The following is a 21,209-nucleotide window of genomic DNA, read 5'->3' as shown; positions in this document are numbered from 1 at the left end:
TTCATTCTAAATCCCGCCACCGACACCGGGTCCGGGTCGCGCGATCAGAACTCCGCGCCGCGGCTCACGCGGATGTCCTCCGTCGTTCGAGCCGCAGAGCGGATCACCGCCGCGAGAGCGGTGGCCGACGCCGCGGCCGACAGACGGTCGAGGGTGGGAACGTGGACGAAGCCGCCTCGACGTTCCGGCTGACCCTCGAGCATGTGCATGAGGGCGAAGAAGACGTGGTTGCACACGAACGTGCCGGCCGTGTTGGACACCCCCGACGCGACACCCACCTCGTCGATGGCCGCCGCGCACGCTTTGACCGGGAGCCCGGACAGGTACGCGACGGGAGCGTCGTCGATGATCACGCGATCGATCGGCTGTCTCCCGGCGTTGTCGGGGATTCGCGCGTCGTCGAGGTTGACGGCCACGCGCTCGACGTCCACGCTCGTCCGGCCACCGGCCTCCCCCACCGCCACGACGAGATCCGGCGAGACCTCGTGGATCAGGAGGGCGAGACGACGAGGCGCCTCATCGAAGAGGCACGGAAGCGTCGCACGCACGATGTCGACGTCGCCGATCCTGTCGGGAAGCAGGGCGACTGCCTCTGCCGATGCGTTCACCGTCGACCCGCCGAACGGCTCGAAGCCGGTGACCAGGACGCGAGTCACCGACGGCCCGCCACGAGATCGGCCCACAGGGAATCCACCTGCGCCTCTGTCTCCTCGAGCGAGCCGGTCGTGTCGATGAGGACGTCGGCGATCCGACGTCGCTCCTCGTCGCTGGCCTGGGCGACGACACGGCGTCGCGCCTCCACCGGATCGAGGTTCCGGAGCGAGATCAGTCGCTGAGTCCTGATCTCCGCGTCGGCGTCCGCCACGACGACGAGATCGAAGTCGTGGTCGACGCCGGTCTCGACGAGGAGCGGGACGTCGTAGACAGCGATGGCGTCCGGGTCGTTTCGCGCGATCGTCGCGAGCCGTTCCGCCGCGAGACGCCGAACCTCCGGGTGGACGATCGCGTTCAGATCGTTGCGCGCGGCCTCGTCGGCGAACACGATGGATCCGAGAGCCGCCCGATCGAGCGAGCCGTCAGCGGCGATGACGTCGGAGCCGAAGCGTTCGGCGATCGCCGCGAGACCGGGGCTCCCCGCGTCGACGGCCTCACGAGAGAGCAGGTCGGCGTCGACGACCGACGCGCCCAGCTGGGACAGACGCGACGATATCGTCGACTTTCCCGACGCGATGCCGCCGGTGAGCGCGATGACGCGCATGACTCAGCGGGCCGCGAGCTGGGTCTCGAGGTAGGTGATCGCGACGGTGCGCGCCTCGTCGAGCAACCACTCGTCGCCATCGGCCTCCGCGTCGAACGCGAGACGCTGAAGGGAACGCGAGAGCTCGATCGCGACGGCGACGCGAGCCGTCCACGCCTCGTCGGTCGGAAGGTCGAACGCGGCGAGCTGACCCACGACGGCGTCGATGTAGGAGGTCGTGCGCAGGTTGTACTTCTCTTGGCTCTCCTCGTCCGCGAGGACGCGGTACTGCGTCGCCCGGTAGCCCGGTACGGTGCGTCGCGCGACGACGTTGGTGTCCGTGAGGATGTCGAAGGCCTGCTGCCACGTGGCGGGCTCCGCCGCCGAGAGCGCCTCGATGCACATCTCGACGTAGCGCTTCGTCATGTAGTCGTACACGCCGAGCATGAGCGCGACACGATCGGGGAAGAAGCGGTAGACGGTGCCGATGGCCATCTCTGCACGCTTCGCGACTTCAGCGGTGGTGACTCCCGCGTGGCCGGTCTCGTCGATGATCTCGCCGCATACGCGGAGGATGGTCTCGAGGCTCAGCCTGCTGCGTTCCTGCTGCGGGCTGTTGCGGAGGTCGGCTGACTCCGCGTAGTCGAGGGCGAGGAACCGTCGCAATGGGTCAACATTCACTACGTTCAGGTCCTTCTCGTTGGTTCGAGTGGTGAGCACGGAAACCTCGGGGTATGGGCAGCAGTACACGCTTACCCTAGCATCAGCGGACCCCTCGACCCGTCGGCGCGACACGCCGCCGACGAGGTCAGGACTGCGCTCGCCGGACGGCGAGAGGCCCGCGCAGCCCGGATGAGACCGGGCCGCGCGGGCCTCTCGTGCCACCCGGCCGGACGGATCCGACCGGGTGGTGATACTCAGGAGTTGCTGGAGAGCTTCTCGCGAAGAGCGGCGAGCGACTCGTCGTCGGCGAGGGTACCCGCGCCGGCCGACTCGCTCGAGAACGTCGAGCCGGCGGAGCTGTCGATGGACGACTCCTCGGCGGCCGCCTGAGCGACCTGACGCTTGTGGGCTTCCCAGCGGCCCTGTGCGGCAGCGTAGTCCTGCTCCCACTTCTCGCGCTGGGTCTCGAAGCCTTCCTTCCACTCGTTGGTCTCCGAGTCGAAGCCCTCGGGGTACTTGTAGTTCCCCTGCTCGTCGTACTCGGTGAGCATGCCGTAGAGGGCCGGGTCGAACTCGGTGCCCTCGGGGTCGACGCCCTCGTTCGCCTGCTTCAGCGAGAGGGAGATGCGACGACGCTCGAGGTCGATGTCGATGACCTTGACGAAGACCTCCTCGCCGACCGACACGACCTGCTCCGCGAGCTCGACGTGCTTGCCGGAGAGCTCGGAGATGTGGACGAGACCCTCGATGCCATCCGCGACGCGGACGAACGCACCGAACGGGACGAGCTTCGTGACCTTGCCCGGGGCGACCTGGCCGATCGCGTGGGTACGGGCGAAGACCTGCCACGGGTCCTCCTGGGTGGCCTTGAGCGAGAGCGACACGCGCTCGCGATCGAGGTCCACCTCGAGGATCTCGACGGTGACCTCCTGGCCGACCTCGACGACCTCCGACGCGTGCTCGATGTGCTTCCAGCTGAGCTCGGAGACGTGGACGAGACCGTCGACGCCGCCGAGGTCCACGAAGGCACCGAAGTTGACGATCGAGGAGACGACGCCCTTACGGACCTGTCCCTTCTGGAGGTTGTTGAGGAAGGTCGTGCGGCTCTCGGACTGCGTCTGCTCGAGCAGCGCACGGCGCGACAGCACCACGTTGTTGCGGTTCTTGTCGAGCTCGAGGATCTTCGCCTCGATCTCCTGGCCGAGGTACGGCGTGAGGTCGCGAACGCGGCGGAGCTCGATGAGCGAGGCCGGAAGGAAGCCACGGAGTCCGATGTCGACGATGAGACCGCCCTTGACGACCTCGATGACGGATCCGGTGACGACGCCGTCGGCGTCCTTGATCTTCTCGACGTCTCCCCATGCACGCTCATACTGAGCGCGCTTCTTGGAGAGGATCAGGCGACCTTCCTTGTCCTCCTTCTGGAGGACGAGGGCTTCGACGCTGTCGCCGACCTTGACGACCTCTGAGGGGTCGACGTCGTGCTTGATCGAAAGTTCACGCGAGGGGATGACACCCTCGGTCTTGTATCCCACGTCGAGGAGGACCTCGTCGCGGTCGATCTTCACTACGGTGCCTTCGATGAGGTCACCGTCGTTGAAGAACTTCAGAGTCTTCTCGACCGCGGCAAGGAAGTCTTCAGCAGAGCCGATGTCGTTGATAGCGACCTGCTTGGTTGCCTTTTCGGTCGTTGCGGTTGTCATGTAGTGGGTGCTCCAGTATGGACGGATATCAGGCCTGGCACGGATGGTGGTGATGTGTTTCGCGCCGGGCAGGCGGATAGGACGTCGCGAGTGCGACATTCCATCATAGACACTCCATGGGGCACTGACCAAGCGTCGTCTGCCAAGAAGAGACGGATGGGACGCCGACCGTGATCGACGTCCCATCGCGTGAACAGCCCGCCTCTCAGCCGAGGAGCGTGCGGCGGAGGGTGTCGAGCCCGACACCCCCGAGGTCGAGCGCCCGCTTGTGGAACGTCTTCATGTCGAAGGAGTCGCCCTCGCGCTCCTTCGATTCGTCGCGGATCTGCTCCCAGATTCGCTGACCCACCTTGTACGAGGGCGCCTGTCCCGGCCACCCGAGGTACCGGTTGACCTCGAACTTCACGAAGCCGGCGTTCATGTTGACGTTGCGACCCATGAAATCGAATGCGTAGTCGGCCGTCCACTGGCCGGATCCGTCGGGAAGCTGCTTCTCGAGGTGCACGCCGATGTCGAGGACGACGCGAGCGGCTCGCATGCGCTGACCGTCGAGCATGCCGAGACGATCAGCCGGGTCGTCGAGGTAGCCGAGCTCCTGCATGAGACGTTCGGCGTAGAGCGCCCACCCCTCCGCGTGGCCCGAGGTACCGGCGAGTTGACGACGCCAGGTGTTGAGGAGCGCACGGTTGTAGACCGCCTGCCCGATCTGCAGGTGGTGACCGGGGATGCCCTCGTGGTAGACCGTCGTGAGCTCTCGCCAGGTGTCGAACTCCTCGACGCCCTCGGGAACCGACCACCACATGCGGCCTGGACGTGTGAAGTCGTCGGACGGGCCGGTGTAGTAGATGCCTCCCTCTTGGGTCGGTGCGATCATGCACTCGAGGCTCTTGATCGGATCGGGGATGTCGAAGTGCGAGCGGGAGAGCTCGTCGACGGCCCGGTCGCTCGTCTCCTGCATCCACGTGCGCAACGCATCGGTGCCATGGAGCTTCCGGCTCGGATCCCCGTCGAGGAACTCGATGGCCTCGAGCACGCCGGCGCCCGGCTTGATCTGGTGGGCGATCGACTCCTGCTCGGCGACCATCCGCGCGAGCTCCTCGATGCCCCACTCGTACGTCTCGTCGAGATCGATCGTCGCGCCGAGGAACTTGCGCGACTGGATCGCGTAGAGCTCACGTCCGACGGCGTCCTTCTCCCCGGCGACGGGCTCGAGTTCGTGAGCGAGGAAATCGGCGAGCTCCTGGTACGCGACCGCCGCCTCCCCCGCGGTGCTGGACAGCTCGCTCGCGAGCGACGCGGGCAGCTGACCGGAGTCCGGTGACGCGTTGGCGGCGAGACCCGCGAAGAATCCATCCGAGTCGGCGAGCTTCTTCGCCTGTTCGAAGACCTCGTGCACCTGCCGCTTCGCCGGAACGATCCCGCGCCGGATCCCTTCGCGGAGGGATTCGATGTATCCGTCGATGGCGCCGGCCACATTGCCCAGACGGGTCGACACGATCTCCCAGTCGTCGACCGTCGACGTGGGCATGAGGTCGAAGACCTCGCGGATGTCCTGCGCCGGCGAGGCGATCACGTTCACGTCGCGCAGGTGCAGACCGGCCTCGTGCTCCTCGATATCGAGGGCGAGGGAGTCGCGGAGGTCCGACTTCGTGACCTCGTCGACGGCGTCAGACGGAGCAAGGGCGTCCAAGGCGGAGATCGTCCGGCGAGCGGCGGACGCGTAAGCCTCTGCTCCGGCGGGCGACAGATCGCCGTAGCCGCCGGAGTCGGGCATCCCGCCGATCCAGACGGCGAGGCGGGGCTCGAGGTCGGCGAGCGTGGTGACCCACTCCTCGGCCACGGCGTCGATCGCGGTCGGGGTGCGCTCGGGCTGGCCGCCCGCCGCCGCGACTCCTTCGGGACCGGAGGTGTATGCGTTTTCAGTCATGCTCGCGAGCCTATGTCGCGACCCGACGCGCCTGCAATCCGGTCGATGCCCTGGACAGGATCAGTGGGCGGCGGCGTCCCAATCCGTGCCGTGACCGAGCTGTACCTCGAGCGGCACCGTGAGGTCGGCCGCTCCGGCCATCCGAGAGGTCACGATCTCCTCGACCTCGTCCGTCTCAGACGCGTCGACCTCGAAGATCAACTCGTCGTGGACGGTCATGAGCATGCGGGAGCGCAGGCCCCTGCTCGTGAGGTCCTCCTCCACGCGCATCATCGCGAACTTCATGATGTCGGCGGCGGAACCCTGGATGGGCGAGTTGAGCGCAGCGCGCTCGGCGTTGTCACGGAGCACGCGGTTGGGACTGGAGAGGTCGGGGAAGGGACGACGGCGACCGAAGATCGTCGTCGTGTACCCGTCCACCTTGGCCTGGACGACGACATCCCTCAGGTAGTCGCGGACGGCGCCGAAGCGCTCGAAGTAGTCGGTCATGAGCACCTTGGCCTCGGACTGATCGATCCGAAGCTGCTTGGAGAGCCCGAAAGCGCTGAGACCGTAGGCCAGCCCGTAGGACATGGCCTTGACCTTCGTGCGCATCAGATTCGTGACGTCCGCTGGATCCACTCCGAAGATGCGGGCACCCACGAAGCGGTGCAGATCCTCGCCCGAGCGGAAGGCTTCGATGAGTCCGGCGTCGCCCGAGAGGTGGGCCATGATGCGCATCTCGATCTGCGAATAGTCCGCGGTGAGCAACGTGTCGTAGCCGTCGCCGACCCGGAACGACTGCCGGATGCGCCGACCCTCCTCCGTGCGGACCGGGATGTTCTGCAGGTTGGGGTCGGTCGACGAGATACGGCCGGTGGCCGTGCCGCTCTGGACGTAGCGCGTGTGGATGCGGCCGTCGTCGGCGATCGACTTGTCGAGGGTCTCCACGATCTGGCGGAGCTTCGTCGCGTCGCGGTGCTGCAGGAGGAGGTCGAGGAACGGGTGCGGATTGCTCGCCTGGAGGTCGGCCAGCGCACCGGCGTCGGTGGAGTATCCCGTCTTGTTCGGGCGTGTCTTCGGCATGCCGAGCTGATCGAAGAGCACCTCCTGGAGCTGCTTCGGCGACCCGAGATTGACCTCGCGCCCGATCTCGGCGAAAGCGGCCTCCGCGAGGTCGGCGGCGCGGGTGCCCAACCCGCCCGAGAGATCGGCGAGGGACGCATGGTCGACCGTGACTCCGCGGAGCTCCATGGCTGCGATCACGAGGAGAGTCGGCATCTCGATGTCGCGGAGAACCCCGAGCGAGCCGGCATCGAGCGCCGTCGTGAGCTGGTCGACGATGCGACCGACGTACCAGGCCGCGGTGGCTGCGGTGGGAGCGTCGTCGTCGGGGACGAGCTGGTTGGGGTCGGCAGCAGGGAGGTCCTCGTCGAGCATCTTCCGGGTGAGGTCCGCGAGCGACGCCTCCTTGCCGCCGGGAGCGAGGAGCCAGGCCCCGATCTGCGTGTCGAACGCGAGACCGGCGAACGGCACACCGGCGCGAGCGAGGGCCTTCACCTGCGGCTTGGCGTCGTGCATGAGCTTGGGCGCGTCGCTCGCGAGCCACTCCTCGAACGGCGCGTAGTCTGCCCCGCCCGTCTGCCACGGAAGCAGGACGATCTCATCGGCCGACGCGATTCCCGCCGACACCGGTCGGCCGTCGAGCACGTCGATGCTGAGCCCGAGTCCGTGGGGCGACGCCGCCATCGATCGCGTCAGCCAGCCGCGCAGTTCCTCGTCCAGGAGGCGCTGTGTGGCCGGCACCGTGATGCGGGGAGCGGAGACGACGGGTTCACCGCCGGCGATCCCCTCGAGCGTGAGGACGCGTTCGAGGAGCGTCCGGAACTCGAGCCGTCCGAAGACGGACCGCACCTCCTCTTCGTCGATCGGCTGCTTCTCGAGCTCGTCGATCCCGACCTCGACCGGCGCGTCCGTGACGAGTCGGTTCAAGCGGCGGTTGCGGACCGCGTTCTCCTTGTGCTCGCGAAGGCTCTCCCCCACCTTGCCCGTGATCTTGTCGGCGTTCTCGAGGATTCCGTCGAGGCTCCCGTACAGACCCAGCCACTTGACCGCGGTCTTCTCACCCACCTTCGGCACGCCGGGGAGGTTGTCGCTCGTCTCCCCGACGAGGGCGGCGACCTCCGGGTACTGGTGCGGCTCGATGCCGTACCGCTCTCTGACCTTCGCCGGGTCGTAGCGGGTGAGATCGGAGACACCCTGACGCGACGGGTAGAGCAGAGTGACGTCGTCGTTGACGAGCTGGATGGTGTCGCGATCCCCGGAGACGAGCAGCGTCCGGAACCCCTGCTCCGTGGCGCGAACCGAGAGCGTCGCGAGCACGTCGTCGGCCTCGAAGTCCTCGAGCATGATCGTCGCGATGTTCATGGCCTTGAGCGCGTCCTGGAGGAGCGGGACCTGCCCGATGAATTCGGACGGCGTCTCTCCTCGCGTGCCCTTGTACTCCGGATACTCGCGCGTGCGGAAGCTGAAACGCGAGATGTCGAACGCCACGGCGAGATGCGTGGGCTTCTCCGCCTTGAGCAGGTTGATGAGCATCGCGATGAAGCCGTGGATGGCGTTCGTGTGCTGTCCATCCCTGGTCTGGAAACTGTCGACCGGAAGGGCGTAGAACGCCCGGAATGCGAGCGAGTGACCGTCGATGACGAGGAGGGTAGGCTTTTCGGATTCCGACACACGCCCAGCCTACAAGCCACCTCCGACGGTGCCCGGCGGGCGACGACCAGGAGGCGATCATGCCCGAAGACCGACACGAGGACGCGCTCGACTTCGTCCGGAAACGGGGGGCCGGAGCCCTCGCGGAGAAGATGGGCATCGAGTTCACCGAGTTCTCCGTCGACCGTTCCGTGGCCACGATGCCCGTCGAGGGCAACACCCAGCCGGCGATGCTGCTGCACGGCGGAGCATATGTCGTGCTCGGGGAGTCTCTCGGCTCGATGGCGGCGAACCTGTGGGCCGGCGCGGATCGGCTGGCCGTCGGGATCGACATCAACGCGACCCACACCCGATCCGCGACGTCCGGGATCGTCACGGGAGTCTGCACCCCGATCCATCTGGGGCGTTCACTGACGGTCCACGAGATCGCGGTGACGGACGAGGCAGGTCGGCGCTGCTCGACGATCCGCATCACGAATCTCATCAAGGACCGCTGAGCGCTCGCACCCGCTCACGACGAAGCCCCCGGCGCCATCGCCGGGGGCTTCGTCGTCGTCGGGGTGTCTCGCTACTTCTTGGCGGCGAGCTGTTCGATGATCGCCTGGGCGACGTCGTGCATCGTGAGCCGCCGATCCATCGATGCCTTCTGGATCCAGCGGAACGCCTCGGGCTCCGAGAGGCCCATCTTCTCGTTGAGCAGCCCCTTCGCGCGGTCGACGAGCTTGCGGGTCTCGAAGCGCTCGACCATGTCGGCGACCTCGGCTTCGAGGGTGATGATCTGCTGGTAGCGGCTGAGCGCGATCTCGATCGCCGGGAGGAGATCGTTGGGCGTGAAGGGCTTCACGACGTACGCGAGTGCCCCGGCGTCGGCAGCCTGCTCGACGAGCTCCTTCTGACTGAAGGCCGTGAGGAGCACCACCGGGGCGATCTGGGCCTCCGTGATGCGGCGCGCGGCGGCGATGCCGTCGAGCTGCGGCATGCGGACGTCCATGACGACGAGGTCGGGGCGCAGCTCGGTGGCGAGAGCGACGGCCGTTTCGCCGTCGCCGGCCTCGCCGACGACCTCGAAACCGTTGTCTCGGAGGATCTCGACGATGTCCAGTCGGATCAAGGACTCGTCCTCCGCGACGACGACGCGTCGGGGAGCTGTTGCAGGTTCTTCGTGCTCGGTCACAAGTCGATCCTACGGTAACCTGATCCACGGTGTTGTGCGCCGGTGTGGCGGAATGGCAGACGCGGAGCACTCAAAATGCTTTGTCCGAGAGGGCGTGTGGGTTCGAGTCCCACCACCGGCACAATCCATCTCCTCTACTCTCCCCTGTATGGAGCGGCGAGAACGCTCGCGTGAAGACCCTCCGCGGGACACTTCTTCGTCGAGGAGACGACTGATGAGCATCCGGCGGACGATCGAGTCTCCCCACGACCTCGAGGACGGCTGGTTCGTCGTCGTCGATGACGACGGAGACCGCGAGGTCGCGCATTTCTCCTCCGCGGAGTACGCCCGCATCCGCGACCGGAGGAAGGCGGCCGACGAAAGCCACCTCGACCACGACGTGGTCGAGGTCGAGGGTTGGCGGCGGTACCGCGTCGGCGACTCCATCGAGCTCGCCTCCGGTGAGGCTCTGGAGGACGGATTCCGGCGAAGCGTACGAAAGCTTTGGCTGCCGTCCATCACGCTTCCCGTCTACATCGTCGGGCTGTTCCTCCTCGACCTGACGGGTCTCCCCTGGCGCACCGATCTCGCGCGCCAGCTCTTCATCGGAGCCGCCTGCGCCTCCCCGTCGTCTTCCTCGTCCGTGCCGCGTTGTGGAGGGTGACCCGCTCACCCGACGCACGGTTCACGCGTGCGATGGCCGGCCGGTACCGTGACGAGTTCGACCGTCAGCGAGCCCTCGAGGACTAGCGGACGCTCGACTGCTCGCGGGAACGACGGAGGCCGTCGTCGATGTCGGATGACATCGACGACGGCCCCGGTCCGGCCGTTGTCCTCTACAGGACGTCGCCCACGTTGTGAACGCGGACGTCGTTCGTCGAGCCGGGGATTCCGGGAGGGGAACCGGAGATGATGATGACCTTCTCGCCCGTCTCGGCGCGGCCCGTCGAGGTGAGCACCTCGTCGACCTGCGCGACCATCTGGTCCGTGTGCGTGACGCGGTCGACCACGAAGGACTCCACACCCCAGTTGAGCGCCATGCGGCGGCGGATCGCGGGGTCGGGCGTGAACGCCAGGATGGGGATGGGGCTGCGCAGACGGCTCATCCGGCGCACCGACTCCCCCGATTCGGTGAACACGCAGAGATACTTGGCCTCGACGAAGTTCGCGATGTCGACGGCGGCGAGCGTGATCGCGCCGGCCTGCGTACGCGGCTTCGTGCCGAGCGCCGGAACGCGCTCGAGGCCGTGCTCCTCGGTCGACGACACGATGCGCGCCATGGTCTGGACGGTGACGACCGGGTACTTGCCCACGCTCGTCTCACCGGACAGCATGACGGCGTCGGCGCCGTCGAGGACGGCGTTCGCGACGTCGGACGTCTCGGCGCGCGTCGGGACGGGGCTCGAGATCATCGACTCGAGCATCTGCGTGGCGACGATGACCGGCTTCGCGAGGCGACGCGCGATCTCGATGGCGCGCTTCTGCACGATCGGAACGGCCTCGAGCGGCAGCTCGACGCCGAGGTCTCCACGCGCGACCATGATCGCGTCGAACGCCTCGGTGATGTCCTCGAGGTTGTCGACGGCCTGCGGCTTCTCGATCTTCGCGACGACGGGGAGCTTGCGCCCCTCCTCCGCCATGATCTCGTGGACGCGGACGATGTCCTCCGCGTTGCGGACGAACGACAGCGCGATGATGTCGGCGCCGAGACGGAGTCCCCAGCGCAGGTCGGCCTCGTCCTTCTCGGACAGAGCCGGGACGTTGACCGCGACGCCGGGCAGGTTGATGCCCTTGTTGTCCGAGACGGGGCCGGCGACGATGACCTCGGTCGTGACGACGACGCCGTCCGTCTCGAGGACCTTGACGCGGACCTTGCCATCGTCGATCAGGAGGAAGTCGCCGGGGGCGACGTCCTGCGGGAGGCCCTTGAACGTCGTGCCGCAGATCTCCTTGGTGCCGAGGATGTCCTCTGTGGTGATCTTGAAGATGTCTCCGACGGCGAGATCGTGGGGTCCGTCCGAGAACTTGCCGAGGCGGATCTTCGGACCCTGCAGGTCGACGAGCACCGCGACGGCCTTGTCGACGTCGTCTGCGGCCTTGCGGATGTTGGCGTAGACGCCCTCGTGGACCTCGTAGCTGCCGTGGCTGAGGTTCATCCGGGCCACGTCGACACCGGCCTCGAGGATGGCTCGGATGTTCTCGTAGCTGGAGGTCGCCGGACCCAGGGTCGCGACGATCTTTGCACGTCTCATGCGTTGGTCTTCTCCAAATTTTGCGCTGATGTGCGCGTGGATGGCGGGACGAAGCGGCCGTTCGGCCGCTCCTTGCGGAAGTCTAGAGGCTGATGGGGCGGTCCGTCGGCCGGACGGGGAAGGGCAGGCTCGTCTCGCCCTCGAGGTAGCGGTCCACCGCCGATGCGGCGGCCCGTCCCTCGGCGATCGCCCAGACGATGAGCGACTGGCCGCGCCCGGCGTCGCCGGCGACGAACACACCCGGCTCGGACGTCTGGTACTCACCGTCGCGCTGCACGTTGCCGCGACCGTCGAACGGAACGCTGAGCTGCGTCGACAGGTCGTCGGATTCCGGCCCGGTGAACCCGAGCGCCAGGAGGACGAGGTCCGCGGGGATCTCGCGCTCGGTGCCGCTCTTCGGGACGCGCTTGCCGTCGATGAACTCGGTCTCGGCCACGCGCAGGGCGACGACCTCCCCCGCGTCGTTCCCGACGAACTCGACCGTCGACACCAGGTACTCGCGCTCACCACCCTCCTCGTGGGCGCTCGCCACCTCGAAGAGGGTCGGGGTCATCGGCCACGGCTGGGCGTCGGTCCGCTCGCTGGCCGGCTGGCGGCCGATCGCGAGGTTCGTGACGGACGCCGCACCCTGACGATGCGCCGTTCCGATGCAGTCCGCGCCGGTGTCGCCACCGCCGAGGACGACGACGTGCTTGTCCTCCGCGACGATCTGGGCGGGGACCGAGTCACCGGCGCCGACCTTGTTCGCCTGGACGAGGTACTCCATGGCGTAGTGGACACCCTTGAGGTCTCGCCCGGGGATCGGCAGATCACGCGGGACCAGGGCGCCCGTGGCCACCACGACGGCGTCGTAGCGCGCACGGAGGTCCGCCCACGAGATGTCGACGCCGATGTTCACGCCCGCGCGGAAACGCGTTCCCTCGTCCTGCATCTGGCGCAGACGCTGGTCGAGGTGGCGCTTCTCCATCTTGAAGTCGGGGATGCCGTAGCGCAGGAGGCCGCCGATGCGGTCGTCCCGCTCGTACACCGCGACGGTGTGCCCGGCGCGGGTCAGCTGCTGCGCGGCGGCAAGCCCTGCGGGGCCCGATCCGACGACGGCGACGGTCTTGCCGGTGAGCCGCTCCGGCGGGTGGGAGTCGACCCAGCCGTTCTGGAACGCCTGGTCGATGATCGAGACCTCGACCTGCTTGATCGTCACCGCAGGCTGGTTGATTCCGAGCACGCAGGACGACTCGCACGGGGCCGGGCAGAGACGGCCCGTGAACTCCGGGAAGTTGTTCGTCGCGTGGAGGCGCTCGATGGCCTGTCGGCCCTCGCCGCGCCACATGAGGTCGTTCCACTCGGGGATGAGGTTGCCCAGGGGGCAGCCCTGGTGGCAGAACGGGATGCCGCAATCCATGCAGCGGCCCGCCTGGCGGCGCACCTGCGACGGATCGCCCTGCTCGTAGACCTCTTTCCAGTCCATGATGCGGACGGGCACGGGGCGTCGCTTCGGCAGCTCCCGCTCCCGTACCTTCAAGAAACCCTTGGGATCAGCCACCGGTCACCTCCAGAATCCGTCGCCACACGACATCGCCGTCGGGGTCGAGCCCCTCGTCGATCGCTCCACGGCGCGTCTCGAGGACGGCCGCGTAGTCGCGTGGGAGTACTTTCACGAACTTGTCCATCGTCTCCGGATCGGCGAGGAGCCGTTCCGCGAGCGTCGAGCCGGTCTCCGCCTGGTGCCTCTCGAGCAGATCCGTCACGATCTCGACATCGGCCGAGTCGAGCGGAAGGAGCGACAGCTCTCCCGACTGCAGGGACTGGGTGTTCACCCGTGCCTCGTCGAGGTCGTAGACGTAGGCCGTGCCACCCGACATGCCGGCGCCGAGGTTGCGGCCGGTGCCACCGAGGATGAGAGCGAGCCCACCCGTCATGTATTCGAGCGCGTGGTCTCCCACGCCGTCGACGACGGCCGTCACGCCCGAGTTGCGGACGAGGAACCGTTCGCCGACGATGCCGCGCAGGAACATCGTGCCCTGCGTCGCCCCGTAACCGATCACGTTTCCGGCGATGACGTTCTCCTCGGCGACGAAGCCGCTGCCCCGCGCCGGTCGGATGACGATCTGACCGCCGGAGAGCCCCTTGCCCACGTAGTCGTTCGAGTCGCCCTCGAGGCGCAGCGTGATGCCGTTGGGCAGGAACGCACCGAAAGACTGGCCGGCGGAGCCGTGCAGGGTCACGTCGATGGATCCGACCGGGAGGCCGTGTTCGCCGTGACGGATGGTGACCTCGTGGCCGAGCATCGTTCCGACGGCACGGGCGGTGTTGCGCACGGGCAGCTCGATCTTCACGCTGCCGCCGTGCTCCAGCACGTCACGGCTGTCGCGGATGAGGCGCACGTCGAAGTGGTCCTCGAGCTCGTGGTTCTGCTCGCGCGCATTCAGCCGCGGCTCGTCGTCCGCGAAGTCGGGGCCCACGAGGATCGGCGCGAGGTCGAGACCCGACGCCTTCCAGTGGTCGACGGCGCGATCGACGTCGAGCACCTCGTGATGACCGATCGCCTCGTCGAGCGAGCGGAAGCCCAGCTCGGCGAGATACTCGCGCACCTCCTGGGCGATGAACTCGAAGAAGTTCACGATGAACTCGGGCTTGCCGTTGAAGCGGGCGCGGAGCTCCGGGTTCTGCGTCGCGACGCCGACAGGACACGTGTCGAGGTGGCAGACGCGCATCATGATGCAACCGGAGACGACGAGTGGTGCCGTCGCGAAGCCGAACTCCTCAGCTCCCAGCAAGGCGCCCACGACGACGTCGCGGCCGGTCTTGAGCTGGCCGTCGACCTGCACGACCACCCGGTCGCGCATCCCGTTGAGCATGAGCGTCTGCTGGGTCTCGGCGAGACCGAGTTCCCACGGCGTGCCGGCGTGCTTCAGCGAGTTGAGCGGACTCGCGCCCGTTCCGCCGTCGTGGCCCGAGACGAGGATCACGTCGGAGAGCGCCTTGGCGACCCCGGCCGCGACCGCACCGATTCCCGACTGGCTCACGAGCTTCGTGTGGATCCGAGCCTTCGGATTCGCCCGCTTGAGGTCGAAGATGAGCTGCTTGAGGTCCTCGATCGAGTAGATGTCGTGGTGCGGGGGCGGCGAGATGAGGCCGACGCCCGGAGTCGCGTGACGCGTTCGAGCGACCCAGGGGTACACCTTGGCCGGCGGGAGCTGACCGCCTTCTCCCGGCTTGGCGCCCTGGGCGAGCTTGATCTGGATGTCGTCGGCGTGCGTGAGGTACATGCTCGTGACGCCGAAGCGACCGGAGGCCACCTGCTTGATGCTGCTGCGGCGCTCGGGGTCGAGGAGACGGTCGACGTCCTCGCCGCCCTCCCCCGTGTTCGACTTGGCGCCGAGCCGGTTCATCGCGATCGCGAGGGTCTCGTGCGCTTCCTGCGAGATCGAGCCGTAGCTCATCGCTCCGGTCGAGAACCGCTTGACGATCGCCTCGATCGGCTCGACCTCGTCGAGCGGGATCGACGGCCGGACGCCCTTCTTCAGGGCGAACATGCCGCGGAGGGTCATGAGCTCCTCCGCCTGACCGTCGACCATGGCCGTGTACTCACGGAAGATGTCGTATCGCCGGGTGCGCGTCGAGTGCTGGAGGCGGAACACCGTGTCGGGGTTGAAGAGGTGGGGCTGCCCGTCGCGGCGCCACTGGTACTCGCCGCCGCTCGCGAGCCGCTCGTGCGCGACCGCAGCGGGGTCCTCGGGGTACGCGGCGCGATGGCGCTCGGCGTTCTCCTTCGCGATCACGTCGATCCCGACGCCTCCGAGCTTGGACTCCGTGCCCGTGAAATAGGCGTCGACGAACGACTGGCTGAGACCGACGGCCTCGAACGCCTGAGCACCCGCATACGAGGACACGGTCGAGATGCCCATCTTGGACATGATCTTGAGCACGCCCTTGCCGAGCGCGTAGATCAGGTTCTTCACGGCCTTCTCCGGAGTGATCCCGGAGATCATCCCGGCCCGCACGAGGTCCTCGCAGGACTCCATCGCGAGATACGGGTTCACCGCGGAGGCGCCGTACCCGATGAGCAGCGCGACGTGGTGGACCTCGCGGACGTCGCCGGCCTCGACGACGAGTCCGACCTTCATCCGGTTCTGCTCTCGGATGAGGTGGTGCTGGACCGCCGCGAGCATCAACAGGGACGGGATCGGTGCGAGCTCCTTCGTGGAGTCGCGGTCGCTCAGGACGATGAACTCGCTCCCGGCCTCGATCGCCTCGTCGACCTCCGCGCACATCTCGGCGATACGCGACTGCATCGCCTGCGGGCCGTCGTCGACGCGGTAGAGACCGCGGATCGTCGTGGTCGTGCGGGCGCCCGGCCGCGGGTCGATGTGCTGGATCTTCGCGAGCTCGTCGTTGTCGATGACGGGGAAGTCGAGGATGACCTGCTTCGCGTGCTCCGGTCCCCACGAGAGCAGGTTCCGCTCCGGGCCGAGGCCGGAGGACAGCGAGGTGACGACCTCTTCCCTGATCGAGTCGAGAGGCGGATTCGTCACCTGGGCGAACTGCTGGACGAAATAGTCGAAGAGCAGACGGGGGCGCTTCGACAGGACGGCGATCGGCGTGTCGGACCCCATCGCGCCGAGCGGCTCCGCACCGTTCTGGCCCATGGGCATGAGGAGGATGCGCACCTCCTCCTGCGTGTAACCGAAGGTGCGCTGGCGCCGCGAGACCGACGCCGGCGTGTGAACGATGTGCTCGCGCTCCGGGAGGTCCGCGAGGCGGATCCGGCCGGAGTCGAGCCACTCGCCCCACGGCTGGGACGCCGCGAGGGAGTCCTTGATCTCGTCGTCCTCGATGAGGCGCTGGCCCTCCGTGTCGACGAGGAACATCCGTCCGGGACGGAGCCGTCCCTTGCGCTTCACGCGCGCCGGGTCGATGTCGAGCACACCGGTCTCGCTGCCGACGACCACGAAGCCGTCATGCGTCTCGAGCCACCGTCCCGGACGCAGACCGTTGCGGTCGAGGGTCGCACCGACGAGTGTGCCATCGGTGAAAGTGAGGGCGGCCGGCCCGTCCCACGGCTCCATCTGGAGCGAGTTGAACTCGTAGAAGTCGCGCCGGCTCTTCGGGATGTCCGGCTGCTTCTCCCAGGCCTCCGGGACCATCATCATCATGGCGTGCGGGAGCGATCGGCCGGTGAGCGTGAGCAGCTCGAGGACCTCGTCGAACGACGCGGAGTCGCTCGCGCCCGGCGTGATGATGGGGAGCAGCGGGTCGATGTCCCCGATGAGCTCCGATTCGAGCTGCGACTGGCGGGCACGCATCCAGTTGCGGTTGCCCTCGACCGTGTTGATCTCGCCGTTGTGCGCCATCATGCGCAACGGCTGAGCGAGCGGCCACGACGGGAACGTGTTCGTCGAATACCGCGAGTGCACGATCGCGAGCTTCGACGCGAAGCGCTCGTCCGACAGGTCCGGATAGAAGGGCTCGAGCTGGAGCGTCGTGACCATGCCCTTGTAGACGAGGGTGCGGCTCGAGAGCGAGATGAAGTAGGCGCCGAGGGTGCGCTCCGCGCGCTTGCGCAGGCGGAACGTCTGGCGGTCGAGCGCGATCCCGGAGCGGGGCGCCTCGTCCTCCCCCGTCAGGGTGCTGGAGACGAAGAGCTGCTCGAACGCCGGCATCGCGGCCCGCGCGAGCTTGCCCAGGTTGTCCGGGGCGATCGGCACCTCTCGCCACCCGAGGACGCGAAGGCTCTCGTCCTCCGCGATCTCGGCGATGCGGGCCTTGAGCGTCTCGCGCTCGTCGCGATCCGTCGGGAGGAAGGCCATGCCGACCGCGTAGCTCCCCATCGCCGGCAGCTCGAAGTCCGTGACGGCGCGCAGGAACTCGTCAGGGATCTGCGTGAGGATGCCGGCGCCGTCGCCGGTGCCGGCGTCGGAGCCGATGGCCCCGCGGTGCTCGAGGTTGCGGAGCGCGTCGAGGGCACCGTCGATGATGTCGTGTCCAGCGGTGCCGCGCAGTGTCGCCACCATGGCGAGACCGCATGCGTCCTTCTCGGCCGCCGGGTTGTAGAGGCCCTGGGCCTCGGGCACGAGACTGAACTGGGAATACGGAGGGCGCTGAGCCATGGAGAGTACCGTCCTCACGAGGTCAAGGAGAGTGAGGGACATCGATGGCCCTGCTGCGGGTGGCGGAGGTCAGGTCCCCCGGTGGTCCGGTTCGTCGCTCTCGACGGAGTGACGTCCGGTCGCGATGAGGCCGGCGCCTTCGTCGACGCTTCGACGGAGTGATGATCGCCGGTTCGCGAGGCTGGTGCTTGTCGCCCGTGTGCCTGTCGCCCGGTCAGGTATCGCCCGGTCGCCGTGCTCTCGACGGATTGTGTCAGTCGGTCGCGGTGGCTGTTGTCATGCGGCGGTGTGGGTCGTGACGTCGTCTTCGTCGTCGCCGTCTTCTCGACGGATGTCGTCACCGCGAGCACGAGTCTACCCCAGCGCCGGACGCGCTCCGCTCGACCGCCTCGCGGTGGTCATGAGCGTGTCGTCGTGTCGGGAGTCGACGTTCCCGCTGCGCTGAGACGGTCGTCGACGTCGCTGGACTCCGGGGCGTCGGGATCGCTCGTGTCGACGAGGTCACCCGATGGGGCGTCCGGGTCGACCCACGCACGACCGGGGTAGTAGGGGGACGGCTCGACGCCCACGTGGCGACGCCGCTGGACGACGTTGATGATGATGCCGAGCGCGACGGCGCCGATGGCTGCCCACACGTTGACGCGGAGACCGAAGATGATCTCGCTCGGATCGATGCGGATCGATTCCCAGACGATACGCCCCAGCCCGTACCAGATCAGGTAGATGCTGAACACACGGCCCCACTGCAGGCGGAAACGACGCTCCAGCCAGAGGATCACGGCCACGCCGATGAGGTTCCAGATGATCTCGTAGAGGAACGTGGGATGGAACAGGGTCCCGGCCGGGAGACCGAGCGGCCATGCGGCATTGGTCGACTCGATCTCGAGTCCCCACGGCAGCGTCGTGGGCTGCCCGAAGAGCTCGTGGTTGAAGTAGTTGCCCAGTCGGCCGAAAGCCTGCGCGAGGAGCATCCCCGGCGCGAGGGCATCGGCGAAGGTCCAGAACCGGACGCCGGTCTGGCGGCTGGCGAGCCATGCACCGACCGCACCGCCGAGCAGTGAACCGAAGATCGCGATCCCGCCCTCCCAGATGGCGATGACCTTCCACAGCTCGGCGCCCTCGAAGAAGTAGTCGTTGGGGTGGGTGAGCACGTGGAAGATGCGGGCACCGATGATGCCGAGCGGGACCGTCCACAGGAGGTAGTCGAAGATCACGCCGGGCTCGACGCCTCGTGCGGTGAGGCGGCGCGACGTGAGGGTGGCGGCCACGATGATGCCGAGGAGGATCCACAGGGCGTAGAAGTGGATGGTGAACGGCCCGAGCGTGATGCTGCTCACCTCTGGGCTGGGAATGCTCACGGGGAACACGTCGGATACGCACCTTTCACACGTCGGAACGGGGTCGTCCGTCCGATGGGCCAGTCTAGTCGGCGGGGGCTGTCTAGGTGGAGCGGATGCCCTCGTCGCGGCGGACCTCGCCAGCACGCGAGGTACCGGTCGCCAGATCGGCGGCGACGCGGGCGACGGCGTCGACGCCTCCGGATGAGAGGGCGGTGACGAGGGCGGAGCCGACGATCGCACCATCGGCGTAGTCGAGAACCTCGCGGACCTGCTGCGCCGACGAGATGCCGAGGCCGACGCACGTGTTCTCGACGCCCGCATCGCGCAAGCGGGAGACGAGGCTGCGCGCGGCGGAGTCGACGTCGGTCCGGGCCCCGGTGATGCCCATCGTGGACACGGCGTACACGAACCCGCGGCTCACTTCGACCGCTCGCGCGAGACGGGCGTCGGACGAGGACGGGGCCGCGAGGAACACGCGATCGAGGCCGGTGCGCTCGGAGGCTGCGAGCCACTCCTCCGCCTCGTCCGGGATGAGGTCGGGGGTGATGAGTCCGGCGCCGCCAGCGGAGACGAGGTCATCGGCGAAACGCTCGACCCCATAGGAGAGGACCGGGTTCCAGTACGTCATGAGGAGGACGGGAACCGACACCTGATCGGTGATGCGCCGCACGGCCTCGAAACCCTGACTCAACCGGAATCCGCGAGCGAGAGCCTGCTGCGTCGCGGCTTGGATGACCGGGCCGTCCATGACGGGATCGGAGTACGGAAGCCCCAGTTCGATGACGTCCACGCCGTTCTGCGCGATGGCGACGGCTGCGTCGATCGATTCCTCGAACGAGGGGAAACCCACAGGGAGGTAGCCGACGAGCGCGCCTGAACCGGCGTCGACGCGTGTGCGGATGACGTCGGAGACGGCGCTCATGACTGCTCCGCCCCGGAGTCGATCAAATCGAAGTATCGACCGGCCGTCTCCATGTCCTTGTCTCCGCGGCCGGAGAGGTTGACGAGGATGATCGCGTCAGGGCCGAGCTCCTTGCCGAGCTCGAGGACCCCGGCGAGGGCGTGCGACGACTCGATCGCCGGGATGATGCCCTCGGTACGACTCAGGAGGCGCAACGCCTCCATCGCCGCGGCGTCCGTGACGCCGCGGTAGGTCGCCCGGCCGATGCTCGAAAGCCACGAGTGCTCCGGTCCGACACCCGGGTAGTCGAGGCCCGCGGAGATCGAGTGCGACTCGATGGTCTGGCCGTCCTCGTCCTGCAGCAGGAAGCTCCGCGCGCCGTGAAGCACACCCGGCCGGCCGCGCGAGATCGTGGCGGCGTGCCGAGGCGTGTCGACCCCGTCGCCCGCAGCCTCGAAGCCGTAGAGCCCGACCTCGGTGTCGTCGAGGAACGCGTGGAAGATCCCCATCGCGTTGGATCCGCCGCCGACGCACGCCGCGACGGCGTCCGGCAGTCGACCGGTGAGGGCGAGGACCTGCTCGCGCGACTCCTCACCGATGATCTTCTGGAGGTCGCGGACCATCGCGGGGAACGGGTGGGGACCGGCCACGGTGCCGAAGATGTAGTTGGTGGTGCCGACGTTCGTGACCCAGTCGCGCATGGCGTCGTTGATCGCGTCCTTGAGCGTCCGCGAGCCGGTCGTGACGGGGATGACCTCGGCGCCCAGGAGACGCATCCTGGCCACGTTGAGGGCCTGACGCTCCGTGTCCACCTCGCCCATGTAGATGACGCAGTCGAGGCCGAAGAGGGCTGCGGCTGTCGCGGTGGCCACACCGTGCTGGCCGGCACCGGTCTCGGCGATCACGCGGGTCTTGCCGATCCTCTTCGTGAGGAGGGCCTGACCGAGCACGTTGTTGATCTTGTGAGACCCCGTGTGGTTGAGATCCTCCCGCTTGAGGAGCACGCGTGCGCCGCCGGCGTGGCGGGCGAAGCGCTCGACCTCTGTCACGACGGACGGACGTCCGACGTAGTCCTTGAGGAGCCCGTCGAGCTCCGCATGGAAGGCGGGGTCGAGCTTCGCGAGCTCCCACGCCTCCGACAGCTCGTCGAGGGCTTCGATCAGGGACTCGGGGACGTAGCGTCCTCCGAATTCGCCGAAGTACGGACCGGTCTCGTCGCGCAGGGCCACAGG

Annotated in this window: 15 protein-coding genes and 1 tRNA gene; 3 read left to right on the top strand and 13 right to left on the bottom strand. The window is 67.7% G+C overall.

Features of this window, described 5'->3' with window-relative positions; genetic code table 11:
* Positions 1 to 44: 44 nt before the first annotated feature.
* The 6 genes from CLV49_RS15660 to polA form a co-directional block, all read right to left on the bottom strand.
* Positions 45 to 656 carry a pyroglutamyl-peptidase I gene (locus CLV49_RS15660; protein ID WP_106564369.1) on the bottom strand — a complete coding sequence of 204 codons (612 nt, stop codon included), beginning with the start codon at positions 654 to 656 and terminating at the stop codon, positions 45 to 47.
* On the bottom strand, positions 653 to 1,258 hold the full coding sequence (gene coaE / locus CLV49_RS15655; protein WP_106564368.1) for a dephospho-CoA kinase: 606 nt from the start codon (positions 1,256 to 1,258) through the stop codon (positions 653 to 655). The genes CLV49_RS15660 and coaE overlap by 4 nt, the downstream gene beginning before the upstream one ends.
* Before the next feature lie 3 nt (positions 1,259 to 1,261).
* Complete coding sequence (locus tag CLV49_RS18385; RefSeq protein ID WP_158261996.1) at positions 1,262 to 1,918, bottom strand: TetR/AcrR family transcriptional regulator; 657 nt, start codon at positions 1,916 to 1,918, stop codon at positions 1,262 to 1,264.
* A 236-nt stretch (positions 1,919 to 2,154) separates the two neighbouring features.
* Positions 2,155 to 3,603, bottom strand: coding sequence for a 30S ribosomal protein S1 (gene rpsA / locus CLV49_RS15645; protein ID WP_106564366.1), 1,449 nt, complete (start codon positions 3,601 to 3,603; stop codon positions 2,155 to 2,157).
* 205 nt (positions 3,604 to 3,808) lie between these two features.
* Positions 3,809 to 5,530, bottom strand: a complete 1,722-nt coding sequence (locus CLV49_RS15640; protein WP_106564365.1) for a DUF885 domain-containing protein — start codon at positions 5,528 to 5,530, stop codon at positions 3,809 to 3,811.
* Between the two features lie 60 nt (positions 5,531 to 5,590).
* The gene (gene polA, locus CLV49_RS15635) at positions 5,591 to 8,245 is read right to left on the bottom strand and encodes a DNA polymerase I (RefSeq protein ID WP_106564364.1); all 2,655 of its coding nucleotides are present in this window, start codon (positions 8,243 to 8,245) and stop codon (positions 5,591 to 5,593) included.
* Between the two features lie 59 nt (positions 8,246 to 8,304).
* Between polA and CLV49_RS15630 the strand changes: the two genes are divergently transcribed.
* A complete protein-coding gene (locus CLV49_RS15630) occupies positions 8,305 to 8,721 on the top strand; it encodes a hotdog fold thioesterase (protein WP_106564363.1) in 417 nt (138 codons plus the stop codon).
* Between the two features lie 71 nt (positions 8,722 to 8,792).
* Here CLV49_RS15630 and CLV49_RS15625 read toward each other — a convergent pair whose 3' ends face one another.
* Positions 8,793 to 9,398, bottom strand: a complete 606-nt coding sequence (locus CLV49_RS15625) for an ANTAR domain-containing response regulator (protein WP_106564362.1) — start codon at positions 9,396 to 9,398, stop codon at positions 8,793 to 8,795.
* A 38-nt stretch (positions 9,399 to 9,436) separates the two neighbouring features.
* Between CLV49_RS15625 and CLV49_RS15620 the strand changes: the two genes are divergently transcribed.
* Positions 9,437 to 9,519 (top strand) — tRNA-Leu (locus tag CLV49_RS15620).
* Between the two features lie 93 nt (positions 9,520 to 9,612).
* Positions 9,613 to 10,041 carry a hypothetical protein gene (locus CLV49_RS15615; RefSeq protein WP_106564361.1) on the top strand — a complete coding sequence of 143 codons (429 nt, stop codon included), beginning with the start codon at positions 9,613 to 9,615 and terminating at the stop codon, positions 10,039 to 10,041.
* A 172-nt stretch (positions 10,042 to 10,213) separates the two neighbouring features.
* Here the strand turns inward: CLV49_RS15615 and pyk are convergent, their stop codons facing one another.
* The 6 genes from pyk to trpB form a co-directional block, all read right to left on the bottom strand.
* Entirely contained in the window at positions 10,214 to 11,629 is a 1,416-nt protein-coding gene (gene pyk, locus CLV49_RS15610) for a pyruvate kinase (protein ID WP_106564360.1), read from the bottom strand.
* Between the two features lie 82 nt (positions 11,630 to 11,711).
* The gene (locus CLV49_RS15605) at positions 11,712 to 13,169 is read right to left on the bottom strand and encodes a glutamate synthase subunit beta (protein WP_106564359.1); all 1,458 of its coding nucleotides are present in this window, start codon (positions 13,167 to 13,169) and stop codon (positions 11,712 to 11,714) included.
* Positions 13,162 to 17,736 (bottom strand): glutamate synthase large subunit, encoded by a 4,575-nt coding sequence (gltB, locus tag CLV49_RS15600; RefSeq protein ID WP_106564358.1) that lies wholly within the window; start codon positions 17,734 to 17,736, stop codon positions 13,162 to 13,164. Before gltB ends, CLV49_RS15605 begins: the two co-directional genes overlap by 8 nt.
* Positions 17,737 to 18,134: 398 nt before the next feature.
* Positions 18,135 to 19,094, bottom strand: coding sequence for a prolipoprotein diacylglyceryl transferase (lgt, locus tag CLV49_RS15595; protein WP_166426836.1), 960 nt, complete (start codon positions 19,092 to 19,094; stop codon positions 18,135 to 18,137).
* An 82-nt stretch (positions 19,095 to 19,176) separates the two neighbouring features.
* Positions 19,177 to 19,998, bottom strand: a complete 822-nt coding sequence (gene trpA / locus CLV49_RS15590) for a tryptophan synthase subunit alpha (RefSeq protein WP_106564356.1) — start codon at positions 19,996 to 19,998, stop codon at positions 19,177 to 19,179.
* Positions 19,995 to 21,206 (bottom strand): tryptophan synthase subunit beta, encoded by a 1,212-nt coding sequence (gene trpB / locus CLV49_RS15585; protein ID WP_106564355.1) that lies wholly within the window; start codon positions 21,204 to 21,206, stop codon positions 19,995 to 19,997. The genes trpA and trpB overlap by 4 nt, the downstream gene beginning before the upstream one ends.
* Between the last annotated feature and the right edge of the window lie 3 nt (positions 21,207 to 21,209).

The sequence above is a fragment of the Labedella gwakjiensis genome (genome assembly GCF_003014675.1).
Classification (GTDB): domain Bacteria; phylum Actinomycetota; class Actinomycetes; order Actinomycetales; family Microbacteriaceae; genus Labedella; species Labedella gwakjiensis.
This window is presented reverse-complemented; position numbering and strand designations above follow the sequence as displayed.